The organism is Ktedonobacter robiniae, assembly GCF_016587375.1.
Classification (GTDB): Bacteria; Chloroflexota; Ktedonobacteria; order Ktedonobacterales; family Ktedonobacteraceae; genus Ktedonobacter; species Ktedonobacter robiniae.
Genome location: NZ_BNJG01000001.1, coordinates 755,324 through 780,321 on the forward strand (window position 1 = coordinate 755,324; position 24,998 = coordinate 780,321).

General features: G+C 51.4%; 23 protein-coding genes, 1 other RNA gene and 1 pseudogene. 8 read left to right on the forward strand and 17 right to left on the reverse strand.

What is annotated here, in order from left to right; all coding sequences use genetic code 11:
• Positions 1 to 54: 54 nt before the first annotated feature.
• The 4 genes from JMJ04_RS03025 to JMJ04_RS03040 all read right to left on the reverse strand — a co-directional run bounded on the left by JMJ04_RS03025 (position 55) and on the right by JMJ04_RS03040 (position 6,298).
• The gene (locus JMJ04_RS03025; protein ID WP_201369085.1) at positions 55 to 1,692 is read right to left on the reverse strand and encodes a hypothetical protein; all 1,638 of its coding nucleotides are present in this window, start codon (positions 1,690 to 1,692) and stop codon (positions 55 to 57) included.
• Positions 1,693 to 1,759: 67 nt separating this feature from the next.
• Positions 1,760 to 3,994, reverse strand: a complete 2,235-nt coding sequence (locus JMJ04_RS03030) for a DUF2079 domain-containing protein (RefSeq protein ID WP_201369086.1) — start codon at positions 3,992 to 3,994, stop codon at positions 1,760 to 1,762.
• A gap of 170 nt (positions 3,995 to 4,164) precedes the next feature.
• On the reverse strand, positions 4,165 to 5,169 hold the full coding sequence (locus JMJ04_RS03035; RefSeq protein ID WP_201369087.1) for a glycosyltransferase family 2 protein: 1,005 nt from the start codon (positions 5,167 to 5,169) through the stop codon (positions 4,165 to 4,167).
• A 346-nt stretch (positions 5,170 to 5,515) separates the two neighbouring features.
• On the reverse strand, positions 5,516 to 6,298 hold the full coding sequence (locus JMJ04_RS03040) for a glycerophosphodiester phosphodiesterase (RefSeq protein WP_201369088.1): 783 nt from the start codon (positions 6,296 to 6,298) through the stop codon (positions 5,516 to 5,518).
• A 316-nt stretch (positions 6,299 to 6,614) separates the two neighbouring features.
• Here JMJ04_RS03040 and JMJ04_RS03045 point away from each other — a divergent pair, with 316 nt between their 5' ends.
• From JMJ04_RS03045 to ssrA, 4 genes are all read left to right on the forward strand, one after another.
• Complete coding sequence (locus JMJ04_RS03045; RefSeq protein ID WP_201369089.1) at positions 6,615 to 7,010, forward strand: Fur family transcriptional regulator; 396 nt, start codon at positions 6,615 to 6,617, stop codon at positions 7,008 to 7,010.
• 61 nt (positions 7,011 to 7,071) lie between these two features.
• The gene (locus JMJ04_RS03050; protein WP_201369090.1) at positions 7,072 to 7,656 is read left to right on the forward strand and encodes a VIT1/CCC1 transporter family protein; all 585 of its coding nucleotides are present in this window, start codon (positions 7,072 to 7,074) and stop codon (positions 7,654 to 7,656) included.
• Positions 7,657 to 7,761: 105 nt separating this feature from the next.
• Positions 7,762 to 8,142 (forward strand): thioesterase family protein, encoded by a 381-nt coding sequence (locus tag JMJ04_RS03055; protein WP_201369091.1) that lies wholly within the window; start codon positions 7,762 to 7,764, stop codon positions 8,140 to 8,142.
• A 156-nt stretch (positions 8,143 to 8,298) separates the two neighbouring features.
• Positions 8,299 to 8,671: a transfer-messenger RNA gene (ssrA, locus tag JMJ04_RS03060) on the forward strand.
• 124 nt (positions 8,672 to 8,795) lie between these two features.
• On the opposite strand, the gene JMJ04_RS03065 is transcribed toward ssrA, so the two are convergent.
• The 3 genes from JMJ04_RS03065 to JMJ04_RS03075 form a co-directional block, all read right to left on the reverse strand.
• Complete coding sequence (locus JMJ04_RS03065; protein WP_201369092.1) at positions 8,796 to 9,938, reverse strand: tyrosine-type recombinase/integrase; 1,143 nt, start codon at positions 9,936 to 9,938, stop codon at positions 8,796 to 8,798.
• 68 nt (positions 9,939 to 10,006) lie between these two features.
• Positions 10,007 to 10,207: a MerR family transcriptional regulator gene (locus JMJ04_RS03070; protein ID WP_201369093.1), complete on the reverse strand. Its 201-nt coding sequence runs from the start codon at positions 10,205 to 10,207 to the stop codon at positions 10,007 to 10,009.
• On the reverse strand, positions 10,185 to 10,838 hold the full coding sequence (locus JMJ04_RS03075; protein WP_201369094.1) for a tyrosine-type recombinase/integrase: 654 nt from the start codon (positions 10,836 to 10,838) through the stop codon (positions 10,185 to 10,187). The genes JMJ04_RS03070 and JMJ04_RS03075 overlap by 23 nt, the downstream gene beginning before the upstream one ends.
• A 161-nt stretch (positions 10,839 to 10,999) precedes the next feature.
• Between JMJ04_RS03075 and JMJ04_RS03080 the strand changes: the two genes are divergently transcribed.
• Positions 11,000 to 11,416: a response regulator gene (locus tag JMJ04_RS03080; RefSeq protein ID WP_201369095.1), complete on the forward strand. Its 417-nt coding sequence runs from the start codon at positions 11,000 to 11,002 to the stop codon at positions 11,414 to 11,416.
• Here JMJ04_RS03080 and JMJ04_RS03085 read toward each other — a convergent pair.
• The 4 genes from JMJ04_RS03085 to JMJ04_RS03100 form a co-directional block, all read right to left on the reverse strand.
• Positions 11,413 to 12,564: a hypothetical protein gene (locus JMJ04_RS03085; RefSeq protein WP_201369096.1), complete on the reverse strand. Its 1,152-nt coding sequence runs from the start codon at positions 12,562 to 12,564 to the stop codon at positions 11,413 to 11,415. The two genes, JMJ04_RS03080 and JMJ04_RS03085, sit on opposite strands and share 4 nt — an antisense overlap.
• A gap of 613 nt (positions 12,565 to 13,177) precedes the next feature.
• Positions 13,178 to 14,476, reverse strand: a complete 1,299-nt coding sequence (locus JMJ04_RS03090) for an RNA-guided endonuclease InsQ/TnpB family protein (protein WP_201369097.1) — start codon at positions 14,474 to 14,476, stop codon at positions 13,178 to 13,180.
• Positions 14,463 to 15,050, reverse strand: coding sequence for an IS607 family transposase (locus JMJ04_RS03095; protein ID WP_201369098.1), 588 nt, complete (start codon positions 15,048 to 15,050; stop codon positions 14,463 to 14,465). The genes JMJ04_RS03090 and JMJ04_RS03095 overlap by 14 nt, the downstream gene beginning before the upstream one ends.
• Positions 15,051 to 15,140: 90 nt before the next feature.
• Complete coding sequence (locus JMJ04_RS03100; protein WP_201369099.1) at positions 15,141 to 16,010, reverse strand: phosphoadenosine phosphosulfate reductase domain-containing protein; 870 nt, start codon at positions 16,008 to 16,010, stop codon at positions 15,141 to 15,143.
• Between the two features lie 444 nt (positions 16,011 to 16,454).
• Here JMJ04_RS03100 and JMJ04_RS03105 point away from each other — a divergent pair, with 444 nt between their 5' ends.
• On the forward strand, positions 16,455 to 16,727 hold the full coding sequence (locus JMJ04_RS03105; protein ID WP_201369100.1) for a CPCC family cysteine-rich protein: 273 nt from the start codon (positions 16,455 to 16,457) through the stop codon (positions 16,725 to 16,727).
• A gap of 133 nt (positions 16,728 to 16,860) precedes the next feature.
• On the opposite strand, the pseudogene JMJ04_RS03110 reads toward JMJ04_RS03105, so the two are convergent.
• Positions 16,861 to 17,397: pseudogene (locus JMJ04_RS03110) on the reverse strand (GrpB family protein).
• A 410-nt stretch (positions 17,398 to 17,807) separates the two neighbouring features.
• On the opposite strand from JMJ04_RS03110, the gene JMJ04_RS03120 reads away from it, so the two are divergent.
• Positions 17,808 to 18,449 carry a hypothetical protein gene (locus JMJ04_RS03120; protein ID WP_201369102.1) on the forward strand — a complete coding sequence of 214 codons (642 nt, stop codon included), beginning with the start codon at positions 17,808 to 17,810 and terminating at the stop codon, positions 18,447 to 18,449.
• Between the two features lie 1,089 nt (positions 18,450 to 19,538).
• Here JMJ04_RS03120 and JMJ04_RS03125 read toward each other — a convergent pair.
• A complete protein-coding gene (locus tag JMJ04_RS03125; protein ID WP_201369103.1) occupies positions 19,539 to 20,054 on the reverse strand; it encodes a GtrA family protein in 516 nt (171 codons plus the stop codon).
• 267 nt (positions 20,055 to 20,321) lie between these two features.
• Between JMJ04_RS03125 and JMJ04_RS03130 the strand changes: the two genes are divergently transcribed.
• The gene (locus JMJ04_RS03130) at positions 20,322 to 21,509 is read left to right on the forward strand and encodes a lysylphosphatidylglycerol synthase transmembrane domain-containing protein (protein WP_201369104.1); all 1,188 of its coding nucleotides are present in this window, start codon (positions 20,322 to 20,324) and stop codon (positions 21,507 to 21,509) included.
• 113 nt (positions 21,510 to 21,622) lie between these two features.
• Here JMJ04_RS03130 and JMJ04_RS03135 read toward each other — a convergent pair whose 3' ends face one another.
• The 4 genes from JMJ04_RS03135 to lexA form a co-directional block, all read right to left on the reverse strand.
• A complete protein-coding gene (locus tag JMJ04_RS03135) occupies positions 21,623 to 22,399 on the reverse strand; it encodes a DedA family protein (protein WP_236037898.1) in 777 nt (258 codons plus the stop codon).
• Between the two features lie 113 nt (positions 22,400 to 22,512).
• Entirely contained in the window at positions 22,513 to 23,049 is a 537-nt protein-coding gene (locus tag JMJ04_RS03140) for a hypothetical protein (protein ID WP_201369105.1), read from the reverse strand.
• Positions 23,050 to 23,090: 41 nt separating this feature from the next.
• Complete coding sequence (locus JMJ04_RS03145) at positions 23,091 to 23,681, reverse strand: hypothetical protein (RefSeq protein ID WP_201369106.1); 591 nt, start codon at positions 23,679 to 23,681, stop codon at positions 23,091 to 23,093.
• A gap of 351 nt (positions 23,682 to 24,032) precedes the next feature.
• A complete protein-coding gene (gene lexA / locus JMJ04_RS03150) occupies positions 24,033 to 24,686 on the reverse strand; it encodes a transcriptional repressor LexA (protein ID WP_007910586.1) in 654 nt (217 codons plus the stop codon).
• Positions 24,687 to 24,998 lie beyond the last annotated feature (312 nt).

Genomic DNA, 24,998 nt, shown 5'->3' on the forward strand with positions numbered 1-24,998 from the left:
TGGTAGCCTGTGGCTACCAGGGCGCGCTTCATCATGCTTCATTAGCTTAAATCTTTAGCGCCGTGTATGCATAAGATGGAACATCAGGGCCTGCTTATAATCCATCAGGGAGACCTGGCCGGTCTTGATCACCTGGTTCGCGAGGTTGAGCAGGGTTGAGACGACTTGCAGGCGTGTCTCATCGATGCGTCCCTGCTGCCTGAGCAGCTCAATAAGCTGTACGGGTCCCTGACTATCGATCTCCTGGCCAGAGGTAATCACCTCAATGCGCAACCACACGACCAGCTGCTGACGCATCTGCTCAAAAATCGCGATATCGTCATCGCCCACGGCCAGCGCGTTGGATTCGCGGGACTCAGCTGGAAGATTGGACGCGATAGGGGCGGGAGCCGTGGAGCGGGTAGGAGAAGGCTGTGCGGGCTTAACGGCAACCGGAGCGACATAATCATTCTCGCGCTCCTCTAAAGTCGACGGATTGCGAAAAGCGGTAAAATCCTCTGGGCGTACAGGAGACATAGAGGATGTCTGCATCGACTCAATAGCCCCATAGGCAGGGGCAGTACTCCCGCCACGATTATGGCGCGCTCCATTGGAGGCTTGTGGCTGATAAGGCTCGACGGGTTCAAAGACCTGCGCGGCCTCAGGCTGCACTGATTGTGATACCTCGACGCGTGCGCGTGGATCGGGCAAACTGGTGCTTGGGCGCCGTGCCTGTGTTCCAGAAGAGGCTGGTGGAACGTCACCTCTTATATTATTATTATTACGCCATGTGTCGGATGGCGGGATTGTGGGTGATGCGAGAGGCCCGGAGCGGCGTGAAGTCTCAGGCCTGGTAGCAGCCGGAGCGTCGGCGCGAGCAACGGGTTGAGACAAAGGCTCGGAGGGACGTCTTCCCTGCTGAGGAGCCTGTGTAGGCTGAGCCGGAACTACAGCAGCCGCCGGGCGCCCCGGTGCATTCGCCGCCGGGCGCGGACGCACATGAGGCGTGGGAGGCAAGGCCTCCGCCAACGTCGAAGCCGCTTGCCCATACTCCTGTTCGGCTGGCCCTTTGTTCTTGAACTCAGCGTATATCCCCGCGGCAGCAGAGGCATTCTCGGCACGCAATGCACCGCTTCTGGTGCCACGCGCTGACGTTTGGGCTGGCGGAGCACTCCTGGAGGGTTCGCCACGTAGCTCCTGCAACTGCTGCTGAAGCTGCATTGTAGAGGCTGCAATCTGCTCCCAGCCTGGCTCGACCTTCCCACTTAAACTGGGTGCCGACCAGGAGACCACTGGGCGAGGGCTGCCAAAGGGAGGATTGAGCTGTTTCTGCCCCGAGATATGCAAGCGCAAATTCTGTACGACAGATGATGCACATGTATTGATAAGCATGCGAATATCCGCCATGCGTCGCCGGCCCTGCTCCCCGAAGAAGCTCCGGTTGCGCTGCACAAACTGAATAAAGAGGCGCTCTACCTGGTGCTGAAGATCCACCGACATCAGATCGAGCCGGCCCCAGGTCGTAAAGTCGAATGAGCTTAAGTATAACCAGACTTCCTGGCGCTTGGCACGGTCGACTGGCCGCGTACATAATGCCTGTTTCCGGTGGTCAAAAAACCGTGGGTAACAGAAATTCGCGATTAAAGTTTCGGCAAGCTCAGCCTTCAACCTCGCAATCTCAGCAGGCGGTAGTTGACCTATATAGACGCCCATCGCAACATCCTCTTTCGTTCAATCGGTCTGCATGCCAACGCATTCAGCATCAGGTGGGTGAATTTTTTTAGATCAGGTTCAATGCGAACAAACGCAAGAGCCGCACGTTTTGATTGACCTCAGCACCATCCTGGCTCTTCTCCATGTCGACATGAAGGCGTGCTTGCACATCCATTATTGTACTAGAAGGCTGTGCTAGAGGTAAAAGGGCCATGGAAAGATGGGCTAGCCCTTTTGGGAGCACAGTGGTATTCTGAGGCGCCAGGGAGAAGTCGTTAGACTGCATCTTGATCACATCACCCGGCTTCCAGGTACTACTTTGACACCAGTTTAGCAGCGGCACATCAGTGCTGGCCAGGTGTTCTTGCCCATCACTTGTCTCCATAATAAAAGCGATTTGTTGGGAGACGCGAATGGGTTGCACGACTTTCCAGTAGGTCGAAATCGTCGCATGTACATCGGTACGATCATACTGGTGTGTCTTCGCGTTCTCATATTTGCTATTCAAGGTTGCATCATAGCCCAGCAATTGTAGACTGCCAGTCCCGGCACTGAATGTGGCCTGGAGTGGATGCTGAATTTGCTGCATCTCTTGAGCAGACACAAGTGTGTCAGCACAGAACGAGGCTGGGAGATTTGGAAGCGCATGTACCAGGTCGGCCCCCGGACCTGCCTGTACAGGAGAGAGCGGGGAAAGGCCAGGGGCTGGCCCCCCCTTCTTTAGCAAGAGCATCCCATCCTCAGCTTTTGCAATCCCATATTTACCACTTAGCAAAACGCTCTTCGCCGACTGGCTATAGACATCCGACCCACCGAAGGGATACACATCTCCCTGTAGATCCAGCAGCACATAGTCCGCCTGCTCGTTCGCGTAAGGGAACATGTAGATCTTCTGGCGTTGACTCAAGTGGGGCACCAGGCGTGTCTGAGCCGAGATCGAGGCACCGGGTGGAACCATATCCACAAACTTCTGGAGCAATTGTGTACGCACAGAGGTCTGAGGCCAATGGAAATCAACAGAGAAGGGTAGGGCACCATGGAAATAATAGTCCGTGCGCAATGTGCTAAAGAGGATCAAAGAGAGCAGCCCGGTCATCACGCCCAGTTGTAGCAGACGACCAGTCAAGCGAGGTTTACTACTCTTCAGCAAAGGTCTTGAGATCTCTGAGGTGTCAGACGCAAGCTGGATCTGACGTTTAGTCAGCCAATGCGAGCCAAGCTGTACCAACCAGAGCACCAACACAACAGCCTCAATCGTCGCAAAGATTAGTACCGGAACAATCTCGGCACTATACTGGAAGAGGCCGCTATACTGTCCCTCATGCGACGAGAGCAGGTTCAAGGCCAGAGTTGGCGCGGCTAGAATCAGCACCCATGGCGCTAACACAGGTAAGTAAATCGCTGGCCGCAACAGGATGTCAAGGTAAGCGCGATGCTTGCTATCAAGCAGATACTTATGCAAGAAATACCCGGTCGTCCCCTGACTCACGCCATCATAGCGCCCTGAGAGCAGAGGCTTTCCCGTTGGGCTAAAGTGTGGGAAAACATAATAATAAGTGATTCCAAACCAGACCAGGGCAATGACCAGCAGAATAGCGCTACTGCGCCAGCGGCGCTGGAACACCATCGACCAGAGACAGAACATGGCAATAACGAATGGAATCTCCTCTTTACAGGCCATCGAGAGCAGCGCAAACACGAACATAGGTGCCGTACGCTGGGTATACATAAAATAGAGCGTAAAGAGCAACAGGCTCGTGGTCAAGGTTACGGCGTGGAAGTCATAGATCGTCGCTTGCTGCTGAGCGGGATAAAGCAAATAGAGCAGGGCAATCGCCACAGCGGCCAATTCGTTGCGTAGACGGAGCCTGGCCAGCAAGAAGGCCGGATAGGCCCCCAGAGCCACAACAACGGTCTGAAAAATCAGCAGCATGCGTGGATCAGCCCAGAGGTAGTAGAGCCACGAAATGGGCCATAAAATCGGCTCAAAATGAATCGCGAAGCGGTTGATGCCTTCAGGTGAGTAACAATTTGTATCAGAAATAATATTGCAGATTGTTTGATGAAGCTCGCCGTGATAGGCCAGGTTCCAGATTGCCTGGTCCATGATCCCCAGGTCTTCGGCGTTAGTCCCAAACGCGCTATGACCAGTGGTCAGCAACAAGATAAAATAGGCAGAAAACACCACTACAGCTGTCGTCACCAGGCCAAGCGCGACCCAGAAGAGACGCGTGCGTTCTAGCGGCTCAGGGCGTGGATAGAGATAGAGCCGATTTTGCCAGATAGAAACACGCTTCGACAAACGTTTTCTCCAGGACATACTTACCATACGATACCACCTTGTCACCTAGCATACGATTTCTAGTTACAGGTATAGAGTGTACTGGCAACCTGCGGCAGCCAGCACACTCTATACCAACCCAGGTGAGCATCCCAGGCGCGAGCCATCACACCCACACATCGTGCATCGAGTTAATTCAGTTCCTGTTTGATGCTATACTCTTCATCAGGCCGGAACGCGTAGTAGCGAATCATTTCGCTCTGTAGGCCGGTCAAGATAAACTGCACGCCAAAGATCATCAGGAGAATACCCACAAACAGCAGGGGCTGATCATGAATAGGCTGATTGAGCGTAAATTTGCGGATCACCACAAAGATATCGATAATGATGCCCAGGAAGAGCGTAAAGAAACCAAGTGGGCCAAACAGGCGCAGTGGGGTGCGCACAAATGAGGTCAGGAAGAGCACGTTTAAGAGGTCAATCAAGCCACGAGCAAAGCGTCGGAAACCATACTTGGATGCGCCAAATTTGCGTGGATGGTGGCGGACCTTGATCTCCGCAACCTTGAAACCACGCCAATGGGCCATAACAGGCACAAAACGATGGAACTCGCCATACAGCTTGAGATGCGGATCCTCAACTAACTCACGACGGTAGGCTTTGAAACCATTGTTGATATCATGCAAATGGACGCCAGTCATCGTGCTCACCAACCAGTTAAAGATGCGTGAGGGGAAGGTCTTGGAGATTGGATCGAGGCGTGGAAACTTCCAACCCGTTACCAGGTCATAGCCCTCATCCAACTTCGCCAGGTAACGGGGAATTTCCTCGGGATCATCCTGCAAGTCGCCATCCATGGTAAAGATAACCTGGCCACGACTCCGGCTAAAACCAGCCACTAGGGCAGGCGTCTTGCTAAAATTGCGCCTGAACTGGACGATGCGCACGACACCAGGATGCTCCAGGCGTAACTTTTTCAGCTCCTCAAAAGTGTTATCAACGCTACCATCGTCAATAAAAATGACTTCGAAGCTCTTGCCTAGCTGGCCAATCTGTTCCGCGAGCTTATCAAATAGGATTCTAACGCTCTTTTGTTCATCTTTTACTGGCACAACTATTGTTAAATCAATAGCGGGAGTCGCTTCTTCAGGTGCAGCTTCAGCTGGCACATTCATAGGTACTTGTGTCTGTTGCATGCCTCGTGTACTCCACTAATAACCATCATTACTCAAACAGAAAAATTGCATGTATTTACCTGCGGCTCATGCTCGTCAGTCTCTCCAATCGGGACTTATTATAGCATACGCACCTGTAAGCATCATAAAGCTATGGTACCTTTGCCCTCATGGCTTCTTTCAGCAGTGACCAACCACCCATTCAGAGGCGAGGTGCTTGTGACGAGTGCTTCGCACTCAGGTTAGGCAATAAGTTAAAACGCGCTACCTGGAAAACGAGACACATCTATAGTACGATTCATAATAACTTTTAGCCTATGCATCCTTTTTTTGAGGGCACGTAACAATGGATAAGCGCGATAACATACTATACATGCATTGAAGACCGTAGCATCAGATCTGGGCGATCCGTGGCAAGCGCCTCCACACCCACCTCCTGACAATGCTGGATATCTTCAGGCGTATTCGCGGTCCAGGCGGCCAGGTGGAGGCCCTCCTGCCGTATGATCTGAGCAACCCCTGGTGTCAACAGGTGATGATCAATATCAATCCACGCGCTCCCCAGTTCACGCGCTCGCATACAGGCAGCCGCTACCCAGCCCTCTGCCTGCACATCCCATACCTCGCTTGAAAGGATCAGGCCTGTTTCGACCTCTGGCTGTCGCTGTTTCGCCTCGGCCAACAGCTCCCAGTCAAAGGCGATCAGCAAGACCTGGTCAAGCATCTCCATAACCTGGAGATCTTCGAGCACGGCAGGTACCATCCGTGGATAACGGCCATACGCGCCATCACGCTGGCTGGACTTCAACTCAAGCAACACATGTGCGCGCCCCTTCACCAATTCTAGGACCTCGCGCAGCGTTGGAATCTGCTCATGCTCCGACCAGCCACTCGGGAAGTGGGCCGCGGCATTGAGTGAACGCAGATAAGCAAAATCCTGGTCTAGCAAGTTTCCATGCCCCTCAGTCAAACGCTCAAGCGTATTATCATGAAAGACAACCAGCTGACCATCACGACTCATCTGCACATCTAATTCAACGGCATCGACCTCTAAAGCCAGGGCATTGCGAAATGCCCTTAAGGTATTTTCAGGTGCCAGTCGCGCTCCCCCACGGTGCGCGACACAGGCCATTCGCCCGGCAATCTGCATACAAGAACTCCTATTTCTATTTCACATTCACAGCCCTCCGGCCGGATATGCCCAGGTAAGACACACGCCCTCTGCCATACTACCTTCAGGTTATCTCCTCCTCAAACATTATATAAGTTTTCCTCGCCCCCTGGTCTATTATTGCAACCAAAAGGGCCATTTGGCGCCTGGCCTGGCGTGTGAAGCCTTGTACTGGTTATAGCACCCATCTTGACAAGCCACACTCCAGGTTGTATCATTTCTTTATGAAAATGAGAATGATTCTCATTTTTAGGTGAGCCTAACAGATGGGATTAGGGCAAGCTAAGGAGCAATCATGCGAGAGAAACTGAACGCGAACGCGCAAGCCGTGCTTGATATTGTGCGGGGAGCTGATCACCCGACCGCGCTTGACATTTATGATGCAGTGAAGAGCCTGCGTCCGCGCATCGGGTTAGCCAGTGTCTATCGCATCCTTCACCAGCTCGCGGAACGTGGATATATTAAGGAGCTGGGGCGAACCGAGGAGGGATGCCGTTATGACGCGCATATTGAGCGCCATGATCACGCCATCTGCACCATGTGTGGAGCGCTCTTCGATGTACCCGTTGAGATCCAGCTTCCACAGGAGATGCTCCTGGCGGCAGCGCGTGCGACCGGGCTTACGCTCCGCTCACATGAGCTACGCCTCTATGGGACCTGTCCGCAATGCACGGGAAAGACACACGACTAAAAAGCGCTCTAGCTTGTATCAGCCAGAGCGTTATCCATAGATAGACAACAAGGAAGAAGCGATGACAGAAGAGACCAAAGTGCCGATGCTCGAACAGAAAGAGCCACAACTTCCCGCGAAGATGACCGTAAAAGAGGAGATTCTCGACATTGTCGAGGCCATACGCAGGAACGATGATTCCTCGCACAACTTTCTCCTGCGTGTCGTCCAACCCGGCCTGGCCGGACTGATGGATGGCTCGGTCTCCACCCTGGCCCCCATCTTTACCGCGGCCTTCACCACGCATAATCCCTTTATAGCCTTCCTGATTGGTATGGCGACCGCCACAGGCGCGGGCATCAGCATGGCCCTCTCCGAGGGGCTCTCAGACGATGGCGAGCTAACAGGGCGTGGCAGCCCCATTGTGCGCGGCAGTATCACCGGCATCATGACCTTCTTCGGCGGCGCGCTCCACACGCTTCCTTTCTTGATTGGTAACCTCAGCGTGGCCCTGGTCACGGCCTACATCGTCGTCGCCTTTGAGCTCGTGCTTATCGCCGCCATCCGCCATCGCTACTTTGGCACCAGCTGGCTGCTCTCGACCCTCCAGGTCGTTGGTGGTGGTGTCCTGGTCTTTATCGCAGCCCTCATCTTCGGCAATGTCTAGCCTCTTGCCCGGCTCACGCGCTTGAACGAGGCAGAGCTACACAGGTAGGAGCATATGCGGCATATGTTATAGTATAGGCATCACTTCAGAAAGGATGGCTTGCATATGCCACTTGCACCTGGTATGACCGCTGAAATCAGCACCCTCGTCACGCCGGAGAATACCGCAGCCGCCGTGGGAGCGGGAGGAGTCGAAGTCTTCGCCACCCCGATGATGATCGCGCTAATGGAGAATGCCTCCTGGCAAGCCGCCGCGCCAGGACTGGACAAAGGGCATGTCACCGTAGGCACCCTGGTCAACGTGAAGCACCTGGCCGCGACCCCGGTGGGCCAGAGCGTGCGTGCAGTCGCCACCTTGCACGAGATAGACGGGCGCAGACTCGTCTTTCAGGTTGAAGCCTACGACGAACGCCAGAAGATTGGCGAAGGCACGCACGAGCGCTTCATCGTCAAGCTCGACCAGTTCCTCAAAAACCTGGAGGACTAGGCGAACCAGCTGGTCGTCGAGGGTCCCGAGGGGATAAGCGGCGCCTCCCAGAGCGGAATAAGACGCCAAAATAGCTTGTTATTTAGTAGTGAGTATGATATACTATCCTCCTACGAAGAAGCTCCTTCGAGCTGAAGCGTAAGGGATGCTTCATCTGGGGATGTCGGGTTTCGACAGGCGGTCAGATTGAAGATTTGCAGGCCGAGGTGCCGGTATGCACATCTCGTTAAACAACCGGCAAAAAAATAGTTGCCAAACCAGCAACTTCTTCCTACGCTCTCGCTGCTTAATAACCAGTGATGCGTCGTCCTCCTAACTTTCGTCCACGGGGTTAGTAAAGGGCGCCAAATTACATGGGCTGCTGTGGTCGCCACCGTCTTCTAACGACCACTTAAGACCAGAGGGCCACCGTAGAGGAATCCGGTCGATGGGAGCCCGCTACGGAAAGCAAAAACATCGGCTAAGCCTGTAGCATATTCTCCAGTAGGACTGGTTGGACGGGGAGTTCAACTCTCCCCCATCTCCACCAACACAAAGGCTAGAAGTAGGTAAGGTTAACCCGCTTCTAGCCTTTCTTTATGCCTTATAACAATTCTCTTCGTTAACCTCCACAAGTAACCAAATGTAGCAACGCTGTAGCAACCACTAAAATTTTAGCTTTTTGGCGCTGGCGACGCCCCAAACTCATCGTCCCATCGACCTGTTACTTCATCCTGCATTGAAGGTAGGGCATGTGAATAGGTATCTAAGGTCATTGTGATTTGGCTATGCCCTAAAATCTCCTGCACAATCTTTGGATGAATACGCATACCAAGAAGAAGTGTAGCTGCTGAGTGCCTCAAGTCATGAAAACGAACATGTGGCAAACCAGCTTCAGCGAGAACCCTACCAAAGACTTTAAGCAAGGTATTCGGGCTAAAGTAGTCGCCCCAGGCATTGGTAAACACTAAGTCTTTGTCTATCCAGGCTGCGCCCACCTTGGCCCGTTGCTCCTCTTGTTGCAGTTGGTGATTGATTAAGACTTCAACGACAAAGACAGCGAGCATGATCTTTCTTCTACCCTTATTTGTCTTTGGCTCAGTCTCTACAAACCCGTGTTTGGGAATGTAGTCTACTGTCCGTTTGACCTGCACACTACGCTCTTCAAAATTAATGTCAGCCCACCTAAGCGCTAAAATCTCACCACGCCGCATACCAGTTGTGATAGCCAGGGTAAGCAACGCTTCTAGACGATGCTCTTTTACATGCTCAAGTAACGCCTGCGCCTGCTCTTTGGTCAATATCTGCTTTTCCTTTTTAGGTATGCGTGGAGGCGAGACAGCATCACAAACATTGCGCGTAACCAGATTCCACTTTACAGCATTATCTAGTGCCTTATGCAAAACCCCATGGATAGAATTAACCATCTTTGGAGAAAGGCCCTTTTTAAGCTTACTAGAGTAAAACACCTGGACCTGTTGGGGCATCAGTTTCTGCAAAGGAATATGCCCTAACCCAGGCAGGATATGATTATTTAACAACTTGCGATACTTCACGTAGCTACTAAGACGAATGGTAGGCTTATGTACTTCCTCTAGCCAGTTTTCAAGGTACTCTTTTAAAGGCTGCGTTTTAGCGTTCACAAAGGTGCCTTGTTGTAGCTGATTCAAGGCTGCATTTACCTTTTGAGAGACCTCAGAACGCTTTTTCCCATAAAAGACCTTACGTTTACCATCAGGCTGCACTATGCTACCGACCCATTTACCATCTGACTTGCGCTGGTAAATTGACCCTTCACCATTAGCACGCTTGGACATAACTACCTCTCTAACATAAGAAAACCCGCCTCGCAGTATGTGAGGCGGGTTACTATAAGAACTAAGAATTAGTAGACACATTGTTTGGCATATTCCTTGAGCCACTGCTTTACAGCATCAGGATCGAAGCGGATAGAACGCCCAAATCTAAGCACTGGTAAACCTTCGTTCATCAAGGTGTAGGCCATATTGCGCCCTATCTGTAGTTGGGCAGTCAAATCATGCATTGTCCAAAGCAAAGCTTGTTTAGGCTCGACCGATTTCTGCATGTCTATCACCTCCCTTTTCTTCGCTCAAGTAGTTTATCAATCGTTGTATTGCATCTTCACCCATTGAAAGTGAAGGGGAAACCAGGTTAACCGTAGCACTGTCAGCCAGTTTGAAACCAACGAGAGTATGGATCACCAGTGGATCAATGCCCAGGGCGTAGAACAGTGCAATGGTGCTATTGCGTATCACATGCACACTACAGGGTGAAAGATCTACTTCCGAGAGAAGTCGATGAAGGCGACGCCGCAGGAGCGCAAGCGAAACATACCCGCCTGCACTGGTCGCAAAGATCACACCATGCTCTGCCCAAAGGTCGCCAGCCATGGTACGTATGTCCTGCTGTTTAGCTCGATGGGTACGCAATCGTTCGAGAAGCGCTGGTGGGAGTTGAATCACCCGTGCCCGGTCAAGTGGCCTGTCTGTGTTAGGCCCCATAGCGTGTATCGTTCGCTGAATGATCAGCGTTCGCGCCTGCATGTCCAGGTCTTGCCAATGAAGGGCCAGTAGTTCACCCACTCGCATACCAGTACAGATCATAAGCAAGAATATTTCACCATCTGGTGATGTGTTGGCCCGCTGGTAGAAAAGGCGCAACTGTTCACCTGTTAGTACAGCGTGTTTTTGTTTCATATGTCACCTTTCACAACCAAAAACCTCGTGTGCTGGTGTCACACGAGGTTACTGTGAGTTAAAAACTGCATCCGATACGGATGCACATCCGTATACTTGAGTATAAAGTTTGTCAGAGCAAGTCTGACGCCATTGGAGAACGCAAAAAGGAGTTTTACGTCATGCCTGCCCATCTTTTGATTATTGATGACGACCCGTCAATTCTCGAAATGATGCGCCTTGTCTTAGAAGAAGAAGGCGGATATCAAGTAACGATTGCAGAGATGTTCTTTGAGGATGTCATAGATGTTGAGCGCCTTCAACCTGATCTCATTCTTCTTGATTTCAGATTTGGTGGGCACGAAGATGGATGGAACTTTTTGCAGAAGCTCAAGTTGCATCGTCCAACTATGCATATCCCCATTATCCTTTGCACCGCAGGTCTTGCTGATGTTTCGCAACAAGAGCCAATCCTTGAACAAAAAGGTATCCCTATTCTGTACAAGCCCTTTCATCTCGATGAATTGCTTGATCTGGTTGAGAAATGCCTTGCACATAGATCTCCCACTTCTACTAAGAAAGTGCTGGATGAAGTCTAAGCCTTTTCGCTATAAAGAAAACGCTTTTCGCGGATCAGTTCACCAGGAACAATACCGCGTTGGTTCCAGCGTTCAATCACCTTGTCATACACGGTTGCAAAGATGGTGGCCGGGTCGATGTCCTCTGCCATCTCCTGATCCCAGGCGGCATAGGTAGTCATGTACCCGGCTATGGCTGCCTCTGCCCGTTCCTTGTTCTTCACTCGTCGTGGCTCTCGCACTAATGGCCCCAGCTGGTCTAGCGCTCTATCGCCATAGAGATCAAAAGCACGCTGTATTTTTTCCCAGGTGGGATGAGTCGGCCAACGCGTTCTATTTTTCGTCTGGCCTGGTCGAACCATGCGCAACCATTCTTCTGTACAGTAGGCCCATAGCCGCTTGACGTTGCGTAGCGTGTCATACACATCATCCAGGCCCATCTCTCTGAGTACTTCGCGTTCCAGGGAGAACTCGACGCGCCAGACCTCCTCACCAGGTTCCCAGCTGCGCTTCTCCCAGACCAGTTCAAACCATTTTTTGTCTGAGTGCTTAATCTCTTTGGACTTGTTGTAGACTTTGCAGCTGACGGGGCAACCGTGGCCGCTAAAGTTGACCGTCTCCAACTTGCGGCCCCTGTAGACTGCCTGATCTTTCTGGAATTCGCCTATAGGGCGTTTCCTGAGTGCGTGGGAAATGAAGACGCGTTCCCACTCTGTTGGAAGCTTCAGGCCCACTAAGTCGACACAAGCATCAATCTGAGCTACCTGCATCGCCACTTGCCCAAAGACCTGGCAGAGAAAGGTATCTGCACGCTGAACAGCACGCACAGGACCAAAGCCCCATAGGTAGGGACTCTGAAAGGTCACACTGGCTATCATAGGCAGCTGGAGCCGAGGCCCGATTTTGATTTCCAGACAGTCATTGCGCATGATGTACTTCCAGGCTGAAGCCCCATTGGGATACATGCTCAGGCGCGCATCCTCAAAACTGTACTCAGGTGGGAGAGGAAGAGGCTTGCCCTCATTGCGCGCCTCTTCTTGCCATTCTTTCAAGCGTGATTCCAGATCGCCCGGCAGTTCTTGCACAGGATCAGGGATACCGCCCTCAGTGAGCCTCTTCAAGTTCACTTTGAGCGTATCGACACCAACACCGACAATCTTGGCTTGCACCTACATGACCTCTTTTATACACGTACTAAACCGACTGTTTCAAACCTACGTTCTTCACGCTTCAGAAGCGAAACGACACCACAGGAAGATGTAAAAAGAGGGGCGCGTGTTACTAGACCGCACCCTAAAGCTTTTATTGTGGCAAAGCGATAAACAGGTTGGTACAAAGCCCAAGAAGTACTGCAATTGCTCAAAGAGTATTCTCATAGTTTCTCCTTTCCAATAAAAAAGCAGGAAAGCCGCTTGAGAAGCTATCCTGCTCACTCTACTGTTTGACCTTTACAAGCCTGGTACGTTCAGTAGTATAGAACCGCAAAAAGGAGTGCAATAATCTATGATCAAGTCTAGGATCAAGCCATGTCCTGAGTGTGGAGGTCAACGGGTCTATGTCGAAGCTATAGTATCTGTTAAGATACCCGACACCTCCGTGATGCTTAAACAACCCAAGAGATCAACACCTCTTTTCAGTGGAAAAAGCAGGTACTCTGATACAGTTGCATTAACCTGTCTCATGTGTGGATATACAGCCTTGTATGCTACAGAACCAGCCAACCTTGTGCCCAATAAGGAGTAACTACTTTATTTAAAGGGGCACAATATAGTTCCGTCGTGACTAGCGAATCCTGACAGAGGCCAGGATTTTCTCGCGAGCGGGTTTGTGAGGGAATGACAGCCTCACGGGATGGACTACCGGCAGATGAACCCTGCGCTCCCCATCCTCTACTCCCTCCGACCCGAAGGCATCAGGAGCTGCTTTTCTGATGATGTTATAGGACCCGTTGCAATCGGCGTGAATGAGTTGGCCATTGGATGCCCGATAGAGCCTCCGTGTGATCCGTTTGCCGCTGAAAACAGGCGCATGCTCCTGGCTTTGCTGGTAGATCGGCAAAGGATCGCGATCCAGGAAACTGGCCTTGCTGGTGTAGCTTTCTTCGGTGAGGATCACCTGGATGCCTTTTTGCTCAGCTTTGTAGGTGAGCATCTGGATGAACTGGGCATGAGGCACCTGAACAAAGTTCTGATTTGTCCGTTTCCCCAGGTTGATCTCCTGTTTCCAGCCCACGTTGCGACCAATCACGAGCGTTCCGATCCCCTCAGCCACCAGCACATCAATCACAAAACGCGAGATGGTGTGCAGATCATGCTCAATCCGCCGATTGCGCCAGAGAGTCAAGCGCTCCATGCGCCGCGTGTTTCCAGGACGACCAAGAGCTTGTTGGAGTTCTGCTCGCCGCTTGTTGTAGAACTGATTCGTACTTTTCAGACCGCGCCCGTTAACGACGACCGGGACAAAACCCGGTTTATTTGAAGTTAGTGCGATCAGATTTTCCAGACCAGGATCGATGCCAGCGATGAGCGCGGGATCGACGGCGGAGCGGCTCGGCTCCTGTTCATAAATGATCTCAACGACGACAAAACCGTGTTTGGGAACCACACGGACCTGAGTGATCGCCTTGGGATCTTGTTGGGTTTTGATCTGAATGCCCAGTCCCGAAGGCTGAATGAGGTGTCGTCCAAGGGTCCGTTTGCTGCGGCTTACGGCCTGCATCGTGTAGATGAGTACGTTGCGGCCTGTCGTTTTGTGCTTGTATTTGGGGAATTGGGGGCGTCGGCGAAATTTTGAGGGATCGCGCTTGTAGGCATCGAGCGCTTCAAAGAAGGATTTCCAGTTGCGTTCGAGCAGCAGCAATACCTGTTGGGCCACTTTCGCAGGCAGTGCTTTGTACGCTTCATGCGACTGCATCCGCCGATCCATTTCATTGTAGTTGAGGTGTTTTCCCTCAAAGATGAAGGCCTGACGGATCTCATACAGCGCCGTATTGTAGAGATTTTTGGAAGCAAAACAGGCCGCGTCAAGCGTGGCATAGCGTGGATCACTCCGAAGAATGATGTGCTTTTCAACCAGGTGCACGGTCGGCCTCCAATTCCTGCACAAGACGCTCTGTTTTGCGTTTGGCACGCCGTTGCCCATAGAGCCGGGCGCAGAACGAGTACACGATGCTGGTGAGGTCTGAGAGCAGGTCTTCTGTGCCATTGTCGGCCTGATTGACGACCTCGATCTCACGCCCATAGGTTTGAAGCAGGGTCTCGATGTAACGGAACCCGAAGCGGGTCCCCCGGTCCTTGTGTTCAATGACGATACGGCCCACACTTGGATCGGCCAAGAGAGCCAGAAACTTCGGCCGATTGTCATTGACGCCAGAGCCAATTTCCTTGACAACTTTGCCCACTTGATAGCCACGGGCAGCGCAGTAGGCAACCAACCGCTCAGCTTGACTGTCCAGGTTGGTCTTGTTTTCTGCGGAAGACACCCGCGTGTAGACCACGGTTTGAGGCTTCGATGAGGGGACTGACACCCTGATTGGCTCGTCGATGAGAATCGTGTGAGCCCCTACGCGCCGCCCCTGGATTTTCCCGTCCCGGAACCAACGCCAGGCTGTCTCATAGCGGACCCCTTGTTGTTTCGCGTAATCACTGAGTTTCATGCTCAAATCATACTATGCTACTCAATGATTGTCAAGAATTCGCTATACTTTCAAAGATCGGTTTCAATACTTACTCCGTGCCCCTCGTCTTTATACCAGCATCTCAGCAAGAGCATGTCCATACTGGATCGTATGCCCCATCTTGGTTTCTATAGCTAACGCTCGTTCCATCACTGCCCGGCCTTCCTGGGTATAGTAGCCAGTACGCAGCTGCTCGGGACTCTTGAGGAAGCACATCACACACGACATCCGGGGGCCGCCCTCCACGTCCGTTTCGTACATGTCCTGCTGGGTCATGCCTTGAAGCTCATAGCAGTAGTGAGGCTCAACCTGGTAGTCTCGCATCTTCTGAAAGACCTCAATCTGTCGCCAGGAAAGCACTGACCGCCATTCATGCATCCAGCCTTGTTTCAGACCAGAACGCTCACGCCACATAGGGAGCTTTGCACGTCCACGCGATTCTAAGGCCCGTTCACCCAGGCAAATCACGGGATGATCGCCCAACAGTTGTGAATGAGCCCTAGCCCATGAGTTGAAGTTATCGCGCTTAAAGTAGGATGTGCAGAAGCGAACCGACAATGAGGGCCATGCTTGCCGCCACTCCACCAGGTCAAGCACACTTTCTACTTGGCGCAGGTACTTCGCTTGACGCGAGCCACAGGCCCGACACCAGGGGATAGAAAGTGTGGCACACGAGACAAGGTAGCGATGGTGACACTCCAGGCATTCATAGCCGCTATAGCTTGCCTGGGTACAGTAGAGTGGAACGTTTAGCCGTCGGCAAATGGTTTCACAATACTCCACCGTTCCAGGCCAGTCCTCCAGTACAATTTGATGGTGTGCTATCACCAGTTCACGAGGAACGGTTTCTAGCACCTCAAGCAACATAGCGATGCTGTCCTTCCCGCCACTTACGGAGACCACAACCCGTGTTGCCTGGTGAAGGTCAGAAAAGCTCATAGCTTTACCTCAAAGAGAAAGCCCTTACAGCAAGTGCTATAAGGGCTGATGAGAATTCTATTGCTAAAAAAACGTATACCCAACACAAGAAGAATGAAACATCTTTGAGAAGGGATTTTGTGCTCATGTCTGAGATTCAACCACTCCTTGCCCCAAATGTGAGGGACGCCGAACGACTGTAGACACAGACGGAAGGATGTCTTTCATCCAACCGAAAAAGGACTCGGGTTTCCTTGGAACTGGAATGAAAAATGCGTCACGTATCCGAGCTACTGTTTGTCTCAATTGTGGGTATGCTGAACTTTATGCTGTTGAACTGAATAAGCTTATTCCAGACTGAAGAAACAGCTTGACAGTAGGACCAGCCCTTATAACAGGTGCTATAAGGGCTGGTTAAGCTACATGAGTGATAAAATGAAGAAACAAGAAACAGGAGACACTTACATGACGAACACAAAGAAATTTGCTTGCGACTGTTGTGGATTCCTTACCTTAGAAGAAGACCCTTGGGGTTCTTACGAAATCTGTGATGTTTGCTTTTGGGAGCAAAATCATGGCCAAGTCGATGAACCTGATAACCCCTTCGGTCCCAATAGGATAACGCTACGAGAAGCGCGTGAAAACTTTAAACGGTTTGGGGCAATAGATGAAAGATCAAAGCCTTTTGTAAGACCTCCCTTTCCTGAAGAATATCCTTCTCAGACTGACAAACCGTAATTCGTTGGGATTTGTCAAGAGTTTTGTGTAAATAGCCATGATTTACGTATGAGTGCTTAGAGAGAAAGCTGGAGAACGTCTCATCTCTCTCTAAGCGGATGGAACTCAAGAGTCTGATGGACCTAGCTGCCAGTCAATAGATTGTGCCCATACATCGGTCTAAGCAATTACTTGCCAGATAAAATGGGTGCTTAGCGTCGGCATAGGCATTACGATCAGTGCGGTATCTCTGGGCCAGTTCGGTTTTCAACGCCGCATATTGCGCGGCTACATCCGCTTGAACACGCAGGAAGTCTCGGAAGAGCAGAGCAATCTGCTGATCGACGCTACCGGCACGACGAACGTTGATATGCTTGCGAGGCTGTCCTGGAGACTCGCGGAAGTAGCGCTTCGACATCTCCAGATTTTCGGGACGAAACGCGTACCTCAGGCGCTCAAGCGGTACACGGAAGGCATCGAGCGGCTCAAAATCAACGACTGAAATCTAGATATCAATCACAGGCTTAGCCGCCAGAGAAGGAATCGATGTTGATCCGATATGATCAATGCGCAGGGCCACATCTCCAAGGGCCGTTCGTAAATCCTTCGCCAGCTGCGCAAATTGCTCGGGCCAGTGGGCATCATAGAGGACAATCACGATAGGATCCAGCCCTCTGTTCTCTATCTGCATGCTCTAATCTCCTTCTCTTTTCTCTCACAGACTTCATTATGTTCCGCCTCTATTCTACCATGCACTTAATACATGAATAAGCAGGATAACCAGCAATTATCAGATAAGAGGCATGAATGAGTGGAAGAGGAGATTACCGTTGCGCTCCTTCTCCCCCTCTTAAATTGACATCCTTCTGCCTGAGTTTGTCTGTTCTCAAGGCTTTCCACTCAAAGAAGGTCTGTTCCGATGGAGCACGAGCACTTAAAAGCCCATCTACCAAAAAAATTCCCATCTGCGTTTAAACTATCAGAGAAGAGAGAGGAGGTTCTCGATCTCTTTATTCTTGTTCTAACCCACTTGACCATGTTCAATAACCATTGATCAGCAGATGGCTTTCAAAATCTTCGTCCACTTCAAAGGAGCTTTCCATGCAAATTTTCAACGGCGGTACACTTGGACAAGTGAAGCTTTCCACTAATGGGCTGTATCTGATTCAGGAAAACAATCACAAACGACTCTATGTAGCTCAAAACGCTGACGCGCCATTCTTCTGTGCGCAAACGAACGGGACCATTTCCTTTCAGGGAACTACCTACGAGGCCTTTGAGCCGAAGCAGTTATTTCTGCATGACTGTTTGCACACTGCCGAGGAGATCATGTATCAGAAAATACTGCCATTTGGGGAGGATGTAAGTAGCAAGATAGCAGGCAAACCAACGAATTTCGGCAGGAGCAGGACGAATAACCAGCAAGTAGCGAAGCCCAACCGCAAAGGGGTAAATGCAGCTCCGAATCGAGGTCAGGCCTTTGTTATCGTCTCGATGGATATGAAGAGCGAATATCCCTATCATGCTGCTGCCGTAGTGGCTGAGGACAAGGATGATCGGGTGACTATAGAGGTCTTTGCCACAGACCAAGACGCGCAAAATACTAATCGTACGACAACAGGTGATTTCCAAATGTATGAGATTGGAAGCGCAACTCATTCCTTTCATGGGGTGTGGAACGGAAACGTCGTGTTTGGGGACACGGAGCCGTGTACCATAGTTATTGAGCCAAACAAATTGTAAAATCTGCTAGAATCTCTCCATCAGCATCAATGGCAAAACTATTCTTGTAAAACCACGGGGACAAGGCAAATAGGCTTGAACGAGAAAACCGACAAAGCCGCTTGTGAAGTCTCTTCACAGGCGGCTTTCTTTTGCTATATAAACAGTCAGTGTAGCAAGTGAGAGCAAAATCCTTAGAACAGCATCAATGGAGAGGTCTTAGCTAAGAAGCCTCCTCTCTGTTTTTGATCTCCCGATCAACGCTCCCTGCCATCCTGCCCCGAAACCCAGGACGAGGGCCAGAATCAGGTCAATCATCAAGGAGAAGCCATAGTACAATATCGAAGGGATTATAGTATCTGTTCCTCGTATGGGAGGAAATTTGGTGAATGCGCTGACAACGGATACACAGATGTCAATGAAAAGAAAACAGAGAAGTGCCCACAGGCAAGCAAACATAGCAGTTCCCATTTTGCCTGTATTTCTAGTGGCAAATAGGCCAGTGCAAAAGTAGACAACCATATTGAGGAGAGCTACTAACAGGTTTATGATAATGGGGAATAGACCGAGGCCTGGGAAAATCAGAGGATACATATAATAGGGCATCATTGTATTGGCTGGGATGAGAAAAATGATGAACACCACAATAGTGATGGCACAGAGAATAGCACCTGCAATAAGCCCATACCTGGGCGCAACGCTGCCCCTTGAGTGTGATATTTGCTGAGGCGGATACTGGGAACCGGGAGAGGATGGAGAATATGCTTGCGGCCTATACTCCGGCTGAGGTGGCGTGCCATGCATTTGGTTAAATCTCCTCATAAAATTAGTCATGGTTCAGAGCAAGCTTAATTTAATGTGGCACTTTGAACGATTCCAACAACGAAATTTAAAGCCGAGATAGCAAGCTATCTCGGCTTGAGAATTTATTTGAGGAAGTCCCAATCATTCGAGATTGCCACATTGATTTGAACCAGGTCTTAGGATAATATATGCTTATTTAGCATATATGAATTATACACCAAATAAAAGCGAGGGGAGCCGCAGTATTATATGATATGCGGCTCCCCTCGCTTTTGCGTCGTTTTGGCTATCTATGAAGCAATATGTTTAGCTATTGGTGGGGGTTGCCTGGCAATGGGAGGGTATCTCCTCGCTGGGAACCACGGCGGTGGCGTCCTCGATGGCTTCGACGGGCTTGACGCGGAAAACGAAGCGATCAGAGACCAGGAACTTGTAGACAAAGTTGATGATGATGCCCAGGGTGTTGGCCACATAAGGATCGATATGGACGACGATAGAGAAGAAAAGGCTGATCAGGTTCGCCACCAGGAAGGCAGACATGTTGGCAGCCTGGGCTTTGATGCTCTTCACAATCCAGGCATTAAACGTTGTAGGCATCTGGTCGCGGTAGGTAATAAATTGATTGAGCACAAAATTGATAATGGTGCCTACTTCGAAAGAACATACCTGGGCAGCTATAGTGAGCCAGCTGCCACGCAAGCCGGTCAGGGCAAAGACCGTGAAAAAGAATTTCAGCGCTATCAGGTTGATAGGAATACCAATAAAGCCGATCAGAGCGAACTTTACAACGCGCTTTTCCCAGATTTTTTTGATGAGCGTCAAGATTTTTATAACCCTTCCTTAGCTGTTTTCTCTGAGTACTTATTCTAACGATTGGCAATCAGCTTGGCCACGCTGGGTACCTATAGTCCTAGTCTTCAATATAAGCCCTTAGATTCAGCGGGCACCACACCACTAACCCAAATGACGTGCATGTGAGGATTACTAGACTATCCTTTTGCCCTATACGTTTGACCTGTGTCTCAAGAACGTGTTACGTTTGCAGTAATTAAACTGATATATGTGGAAGTGTTGTTTTTGAGGTGGTCTATGACAGAGGTAAAATCTACGTCTCCCTTTACCAGTAATATCTCCCCCTTGTATCCCGCAGCGATTCCGCGCACGGAGGATTGTCTGCCCCAGTTGCCTGAGGTTGAGCAGGCGCTTTCTGCACTGGCAGGCTCGCAGAATGAAGCCAAAGAACAAATCACGCCAGAACGTGTTTCCTCAAGGAGGACGTTTCTGCTTCAGGTAGGACTGGGCCTTTGCGCTGGGGCGATGCTGCTGGTGCTTATTACTCGTGTCGTTGATCTCCCGATGACGCTGGCGGTCCTGCGAGAGAACCTGGAGACCTGGCAGGGGTTGCTCTGCGCGTCAGGGGCAGCGCTGGCCTTTATCGTAGCCTTTAGCGTGCGGAGCTTACGCTGGCGACTCTTCTTGCGTCATAGTGAGAATATTCCCTATCTAACCATATTGCGGATTTACTGGATTGGCGTGATGCTCAATTTTCTGCTTCCCATCCAGGGCGGCGAGATAAGCAAGAGTCTGTTACTGAAGCGGGTGACCAGCATGCCGGTAAGCAGGTCTTTGCCGACGGTGGGGATGGATAAGGCGTGCGACCTGCTGCCCGCCCTGGTCATCATTGTCATGACACCTTTTCTACCAGGTTTGCATATGAGCATGCCGTTATGGGGCATCCTGGGGCTGGTAAGTGGGCTTCTGCTAGGACTGATTGGCCTGGTGCTCTTCACTGCCTGGAAGCGCCAGCTTGCGCGGGCTACCCTGCAAAAGGTCTGCGGTATATTTCCAGGCCCTTTGCGCTCGAAACTAGAGGGATTCACGCTGGGGTGCATGGATACAGGGTTGGAGTGTATGCGCTATCCAGGAGACTTTCTGCGGGCGCTTCTACTGACTGGCATCGCGCTGACCTGCGATGGCATCTTCGCGATGCTGGCCTTCTGGACGATTGGCATACCTATCCCCCTGGGCATAGCGTTATTCGGATATACCATCTATAACATGTTCTGCATTCTGCCTACGCCACCGGGACAGCTGGGCAGCAATGAGGTGATTGGTGTGCTGGTCTTCTCGGGCTTGCTTCACTATAATCAGACACATGTCCTGGCGATGTTTGTCTTCTCACATCCCCTGGCGGCTCTCATTATGCTTCTCCTTGGCCTGTTGAGCCTCAGCCAGCTTGGTTTATCGCTCACCCAGGCGCTACGCACACGCCGTTAGTCAGCTTCATGTGCAAGTTTTAGCTTGACTGCTCGCGCCTGATAGGTAATGTGAGAAGTCCCTGGCAGCCTGCGGTTGCCAGGGACTTCTCACATTACCTATCAGAATATTTATTACCAGCTTTGAGGAGGCTGCTGAGGGCGCTGGAACTGCTGTGGCTGCTGAGCCTGGTTCCAGGGGCCAGCGGAAGGGGCCACGGGCTGAGCGGGCTGCTGTGCTGCCATTGCCTCGGCGGCGTGTTCGGCGCGGGCCTTGCGATCATTCTTCACATGGCGCCAGACATACAGGGCAACCAGGGCCACGAGTAGCACCAGGATGACCACGTCAAAGGCATGGAAGAGTGGGCTCAATTGGTCGATATGGGCGCCAAGGACCAGGCCCAGGTACGCCAACAGGATACACCAGGGGAAAGAACCTAGAAAGGAGTAGATGCAGAAGCGGGCGAAAGGCATCTTCGCGATACCAGCGGGTAGCGAGATGTAGGTGCGCACGACGGGAAGGAGGCGTGAGAAGAACGCCGTGGCGCTACCCCAACGCTGGAAGAAGGCATCGGCCTTGTCCGCATCATGCTGCGAGATCAGGACATAGCGGCCATACTTGAGCATGAGGGGGCGACCGCCTTTATAGCCGATATAATAGGCCACCATAGAACCAAGTAAGCAGCCAATGGCTCCGGATAACGCGACCAGCACAATTGCCAGGGGAGTATTTACTCCACCAAGCAGTACGCCACGAGAAATCAAAATACCGGCTACGGGCATGACGATTTCGCTGGGGAGAGGGATACAGCAACTCTCGATGGCCATGGCTAGGACAATGCCCAGTACGCCCGTTGACACATAGAGGTTAGTAATTAACGTCAGTAATAAGTCGGTAATATTGCCTAACAAGAGAAAGGCCTCCTTCGCATAGCTAGGTACATTTTCGACCAATACTAGCATATTTTGTAAAAAGAGGCCAGGATATGTGGGACTTATAGCGTGTTCTGCCACCACCAAAAGGACTAGAACTCATCCTCTTCGTCGTCGATATCCTCTGGCTCATAGAGTGAGGAGCGCCGTTTGGTGGGCTGCTCAAGCTGACGCGTCAGCTCCTCGCGTAAGGGATCGTCCTCATACATATAGGGTGCGCGCCGTACCAGGGGACGGTTAAAGTTTTCGCTACGGGGAAGTTCGCGTGTGGGTTTGCCTGCGGGTTTGCCGCCCTCCAGGCGTATCTGACGCGTCTGTCGCTCGTTTGTCGTTTCCATCTCCTCTCCCTGCTCAAGAAAATCGGTCCGGCGACGACGTAACTGGGCAGAGGTGCGACGCGTTGAGGCCGAGGACTCCCCAGCCGCAGGGAGTGCCCTCTGGTTTGTGCCGCGTGAGGGATAGGGGTCACCGACCTGGTGATTGTTCCGCGTCTGCCGTTGGTTGGTTAGTTGTTGCGAGCTACGACGCATCGGTTCAACGTTACGCTCTTGCTGAGATGAGAGAGCCTGACTTGCGCGCAGCGAGGATGTGGTAGAGCGGCGCGGCGACTGTGTAGGCGAGAAATCCAACTCATCATCCTCTTCATCCTCATCTACCTGCTGAAATGCCTCTATGCGGGCTGCTCGCAGAGCTTGCGAACGATGACGACTCTGTGGAGAGCCTGGCTCATAGCCAGGAAAACCAGGGTAGAGGGGCGCCGCATGGAAGTGGCTCGCCCTTCGGCTGGTGGGTTGGAAGGTACATTGCGCGTCGCCTCCTGAGGTGGAACGCGCTGTAAGGAGGTCGAAGTAGCACGCGTATTTTTTGCTACGGGTAGACGCTGCGAAGTAGGGGCTGGAAGCTGGCGCGTGGAACGCTGACGCCGCATCACCTCAGCCTCATTCATGGCGGAAGGCGCCGGAAGCGTATAGCTCTCAACCTCGTATACCCTCTTCATCTGGCGAGAGGCAAGACGCGGACGCGCATAACCATCATCCTCAAAGAATGTATCTTCTTCATAGACTTCGGCATGCAGATGTTCTTGCTCTTCATGACGACGCGAGAGGTACGAGAATATGATGAGGGAGATGGGAATACTTAACAGGAGCGCGGCTAATCCGCCAATCAGCCCACCTAGCACCCAGGAATTGAGCGTATTACCAAACCAGAGAATAACCGCGGCACCTGCGATTAGTACCAACGCTGCGGCAACCGCCTTCATAAATTAGCGAGTCCTTTCCGAGCCGTCGCTAGTGGTGTCGGCTCCAGAATATCTGAGAACAGCGACACTCCAGGGAAGTACATAGACCAGTATAGCAAATTTATGAGCAGAGAACAAGGGGAAATCCAAGCATAGACAAAGCGAACAGGGAATAGACGCAAGTCGTGTCAGGGCCAGGCAAGCGTCCCAGTCACACTGAACACGGGCTTGAATGTTCCGTAAAGAGACAGGTTATTTTGCATACATCACAAAAAAAGCGCCGCAATCGATGCACTGAAGATACACATTCTGGCTTCAGTACCTATTGCGACGCGCCTGCCACAGGGTCAGGGGCAAGAGATCAAAAGAGATCTAAGCAGCGGGTTTGCACTGGCGGAAGATGGCGACAACCTTGCCTTGAATCTCCCACTCGCGATCCCAGATACTCTTAGGAATGAGGATGGGATCGAGTTCTGAGTTGGCAGGTTGCAAACGAACTCGGTCATGATCCTTTTCCTGGAAGAAGCGTTTGAGGGTCGCGCTACCGCTCTCGCCTTCAAATTTGTGTACGGCAACCACAATATCGCCATTCTGGCAGATATGCTGCGGTTGAATCACCACATAATCGCCATCACAAATATGATCTTCGATCATTGAGCGCCCTTTGACGATGAGTGCATAGCAGTTCTCGCTATCGATAAAGTCGCGCCCCATATCGATGCGCTGCGAACCATCAGCATAGATGTCTAGAGGCTCGCCAGCGGCAATCGTACCTACGAGCGGAATGCCAGCTGGGACCGACTCATCTTGCTTGACCAGCTTGATACCGCGACTCTTCTTGGGCTGGCGGATAATCAGGCTCTTCTTCTCCAACATGGTCAGATGGTAGTCTACATGCCCGGTGCTGGCTATGCCCAGCTCCCGCCCGATCTCGCGGTTGGTCGGTGGCATCCCTTCACGCTTCATATAATTGACGATAAACTCGTACATTTTCCGCTGTATCTCGCTGGTTTGTTCTATCGACATAGAACGATCTCCTGCCTTTCTGAAAAGACGATTGTCTACGATCTCATCCGCCCCCTGATACTAGAACGGCCATTCAAAACCATGATACCATAACCTTATAGGCAAAACAAGACTTTTTGAACGAAATTTTCGAATATTTTTTCGTACTCAGCTGTATGCTTAGGGGGAGTGTGTGGATGGCAGATGGGCCTACGGCCCATCTGCCATCCACACACTCTTTACTCTAAAAGCTTTTGGCGTGAGGCAAGGCTGGAAGCCAAAGTGAATGAAGAATCCTGCCCTTATAAAGATGAGTTTGGAGGTACATGCCGG

What these genes read in the sequence shown, in the direction of transcription:
- JMJ04_RS03120 (WP_201369102.1), top strand. Translation starts at nt 17,808, where the DNA reads ATGCAAATTTTCAACGGCGGTACACTTGGACAAGTGAAGCTTTCCACT.
- JMJ04_RS03065 (WP_201369092.1), bottom strand. Translation starts at nt 9,938, where the DNA reads ATGTCCAAGCGTGCTAATGGTGAAGGGTCAATTTACCAGCGCAAGTCA.
- JMJ04_RS03050 (WP_201369090.1), top strand. Translation starts at nt 7,072, where the DNA reads ATGACAGAAGAGACCAAAGTGCCGATGCTCGAACAGAAAGAGCCACAA.
- JMJ04_RS03145 (WP_201369106.1), bottom strand. Translation starts at nt 23,681, where the DNA reads ATGAAGGCGGTTGCCGCAGCGTTGGTACTAATCGCAGGTGCCGCGGTT.
- JMJ04_RS03130 (WP_201369104.1), top strand. Translation starts at nt 20,322, where the DNA reads ATGACAGAGGTAAAATCTACGTCTCCCTTTACCAGTAATATCTCCCCC.
- JMJ04_RS03095 (WP_201369098.1), bottom strand. Translation starts at nt 15,050, where the DNA reads ATGAAACTCAGTGATTACGCGAAACAACAAGGGGTCCGCTATGAGACA.
- lexA (WP_007910586.1), bottom strand. Translation starts at nt 24,686, where the DNA reads ATGTCGATAGAACAAACCAGCGAGATACAGCGGAAAATGTACGAGTTT.
- JMJ04_RS03045 (WP_201369089.1), top strand. Translation starts at nt 6,615, where the DNA reads ATGCGAGAGAAACTGAACGCGAACGCGCAAGCCGTGCTTGATATTGTG.
- JMJ04_RS03075 (WP_201369094.1), bottom strand. Translation starts at nt 10,838, where the DNA reads ATGAAACAAAAACACGCTGTACTAACAGGTGAACAGTTGCGCCTTTTC.
- JMJ04_RS03040 (WP_201369088.1), bottom strand. Translation starts at nt 6,298, where the DNA reads ATGCAGATTGCCGGGCGAATGGCCTGTGTCGCGCACCGTGGGGGAGCG.
- JMJ04_RS03055 (WP_201369091.1), top strand. Translation starts at nt 7,762, where the DNA reads ATGCCACTTGCACCTGGTATGACCGCTGAAATCAGCACCCTCGTCACG.
- JMJ04_RS03070 (WP_201369093.1), bottom strand. Translation starts at nt 10,207, where the DNA reads ATGCAGAAATCGGTCGAGCCTAAACAAGCTTTGCTTTGGACAATGCAT.
- JMJ04_RS03025 (WP_201369085.1), bottom strand. Translation starts at nt 1,692, where the DNA reads ATGGGCGTCTATATAGGTCAACTACCGCCTGCTGAGATTGCGAGGTTG.
- JMJ04_RS03080 (WP_201369095.1), top strand. Translation starts at nt 11,000, where the DNA reads ATGCCTGCCCATCTTTTGATTATTGATGACGACCCGTCAATTCTCGAA.
- JMJ04_RS03100 (WP_201369099.1), bottom strand. Translation starts at nt 16,010, where the DNA reads ATGAGCTTTTCTGACCTTCACCAGGCAACACGGGTTGTGGTCTCCGTA.
- JMJ04_RS03035 (WP_201369087.1), bottom strand. Translation starts at nt 5,169, where the DNA reads ATGCAACAGACACAAGTACCTATGAATGTGCCAGCTGAAGCTGCACCT.
- JMJ04_RS03105 (WP_201369100.1), top strand. Translation starts at nt 16,455, where the DNA reads ATGACGAACACAAAGAAATTTGCTTGCGACTGTTGTGGATTCCTTACC.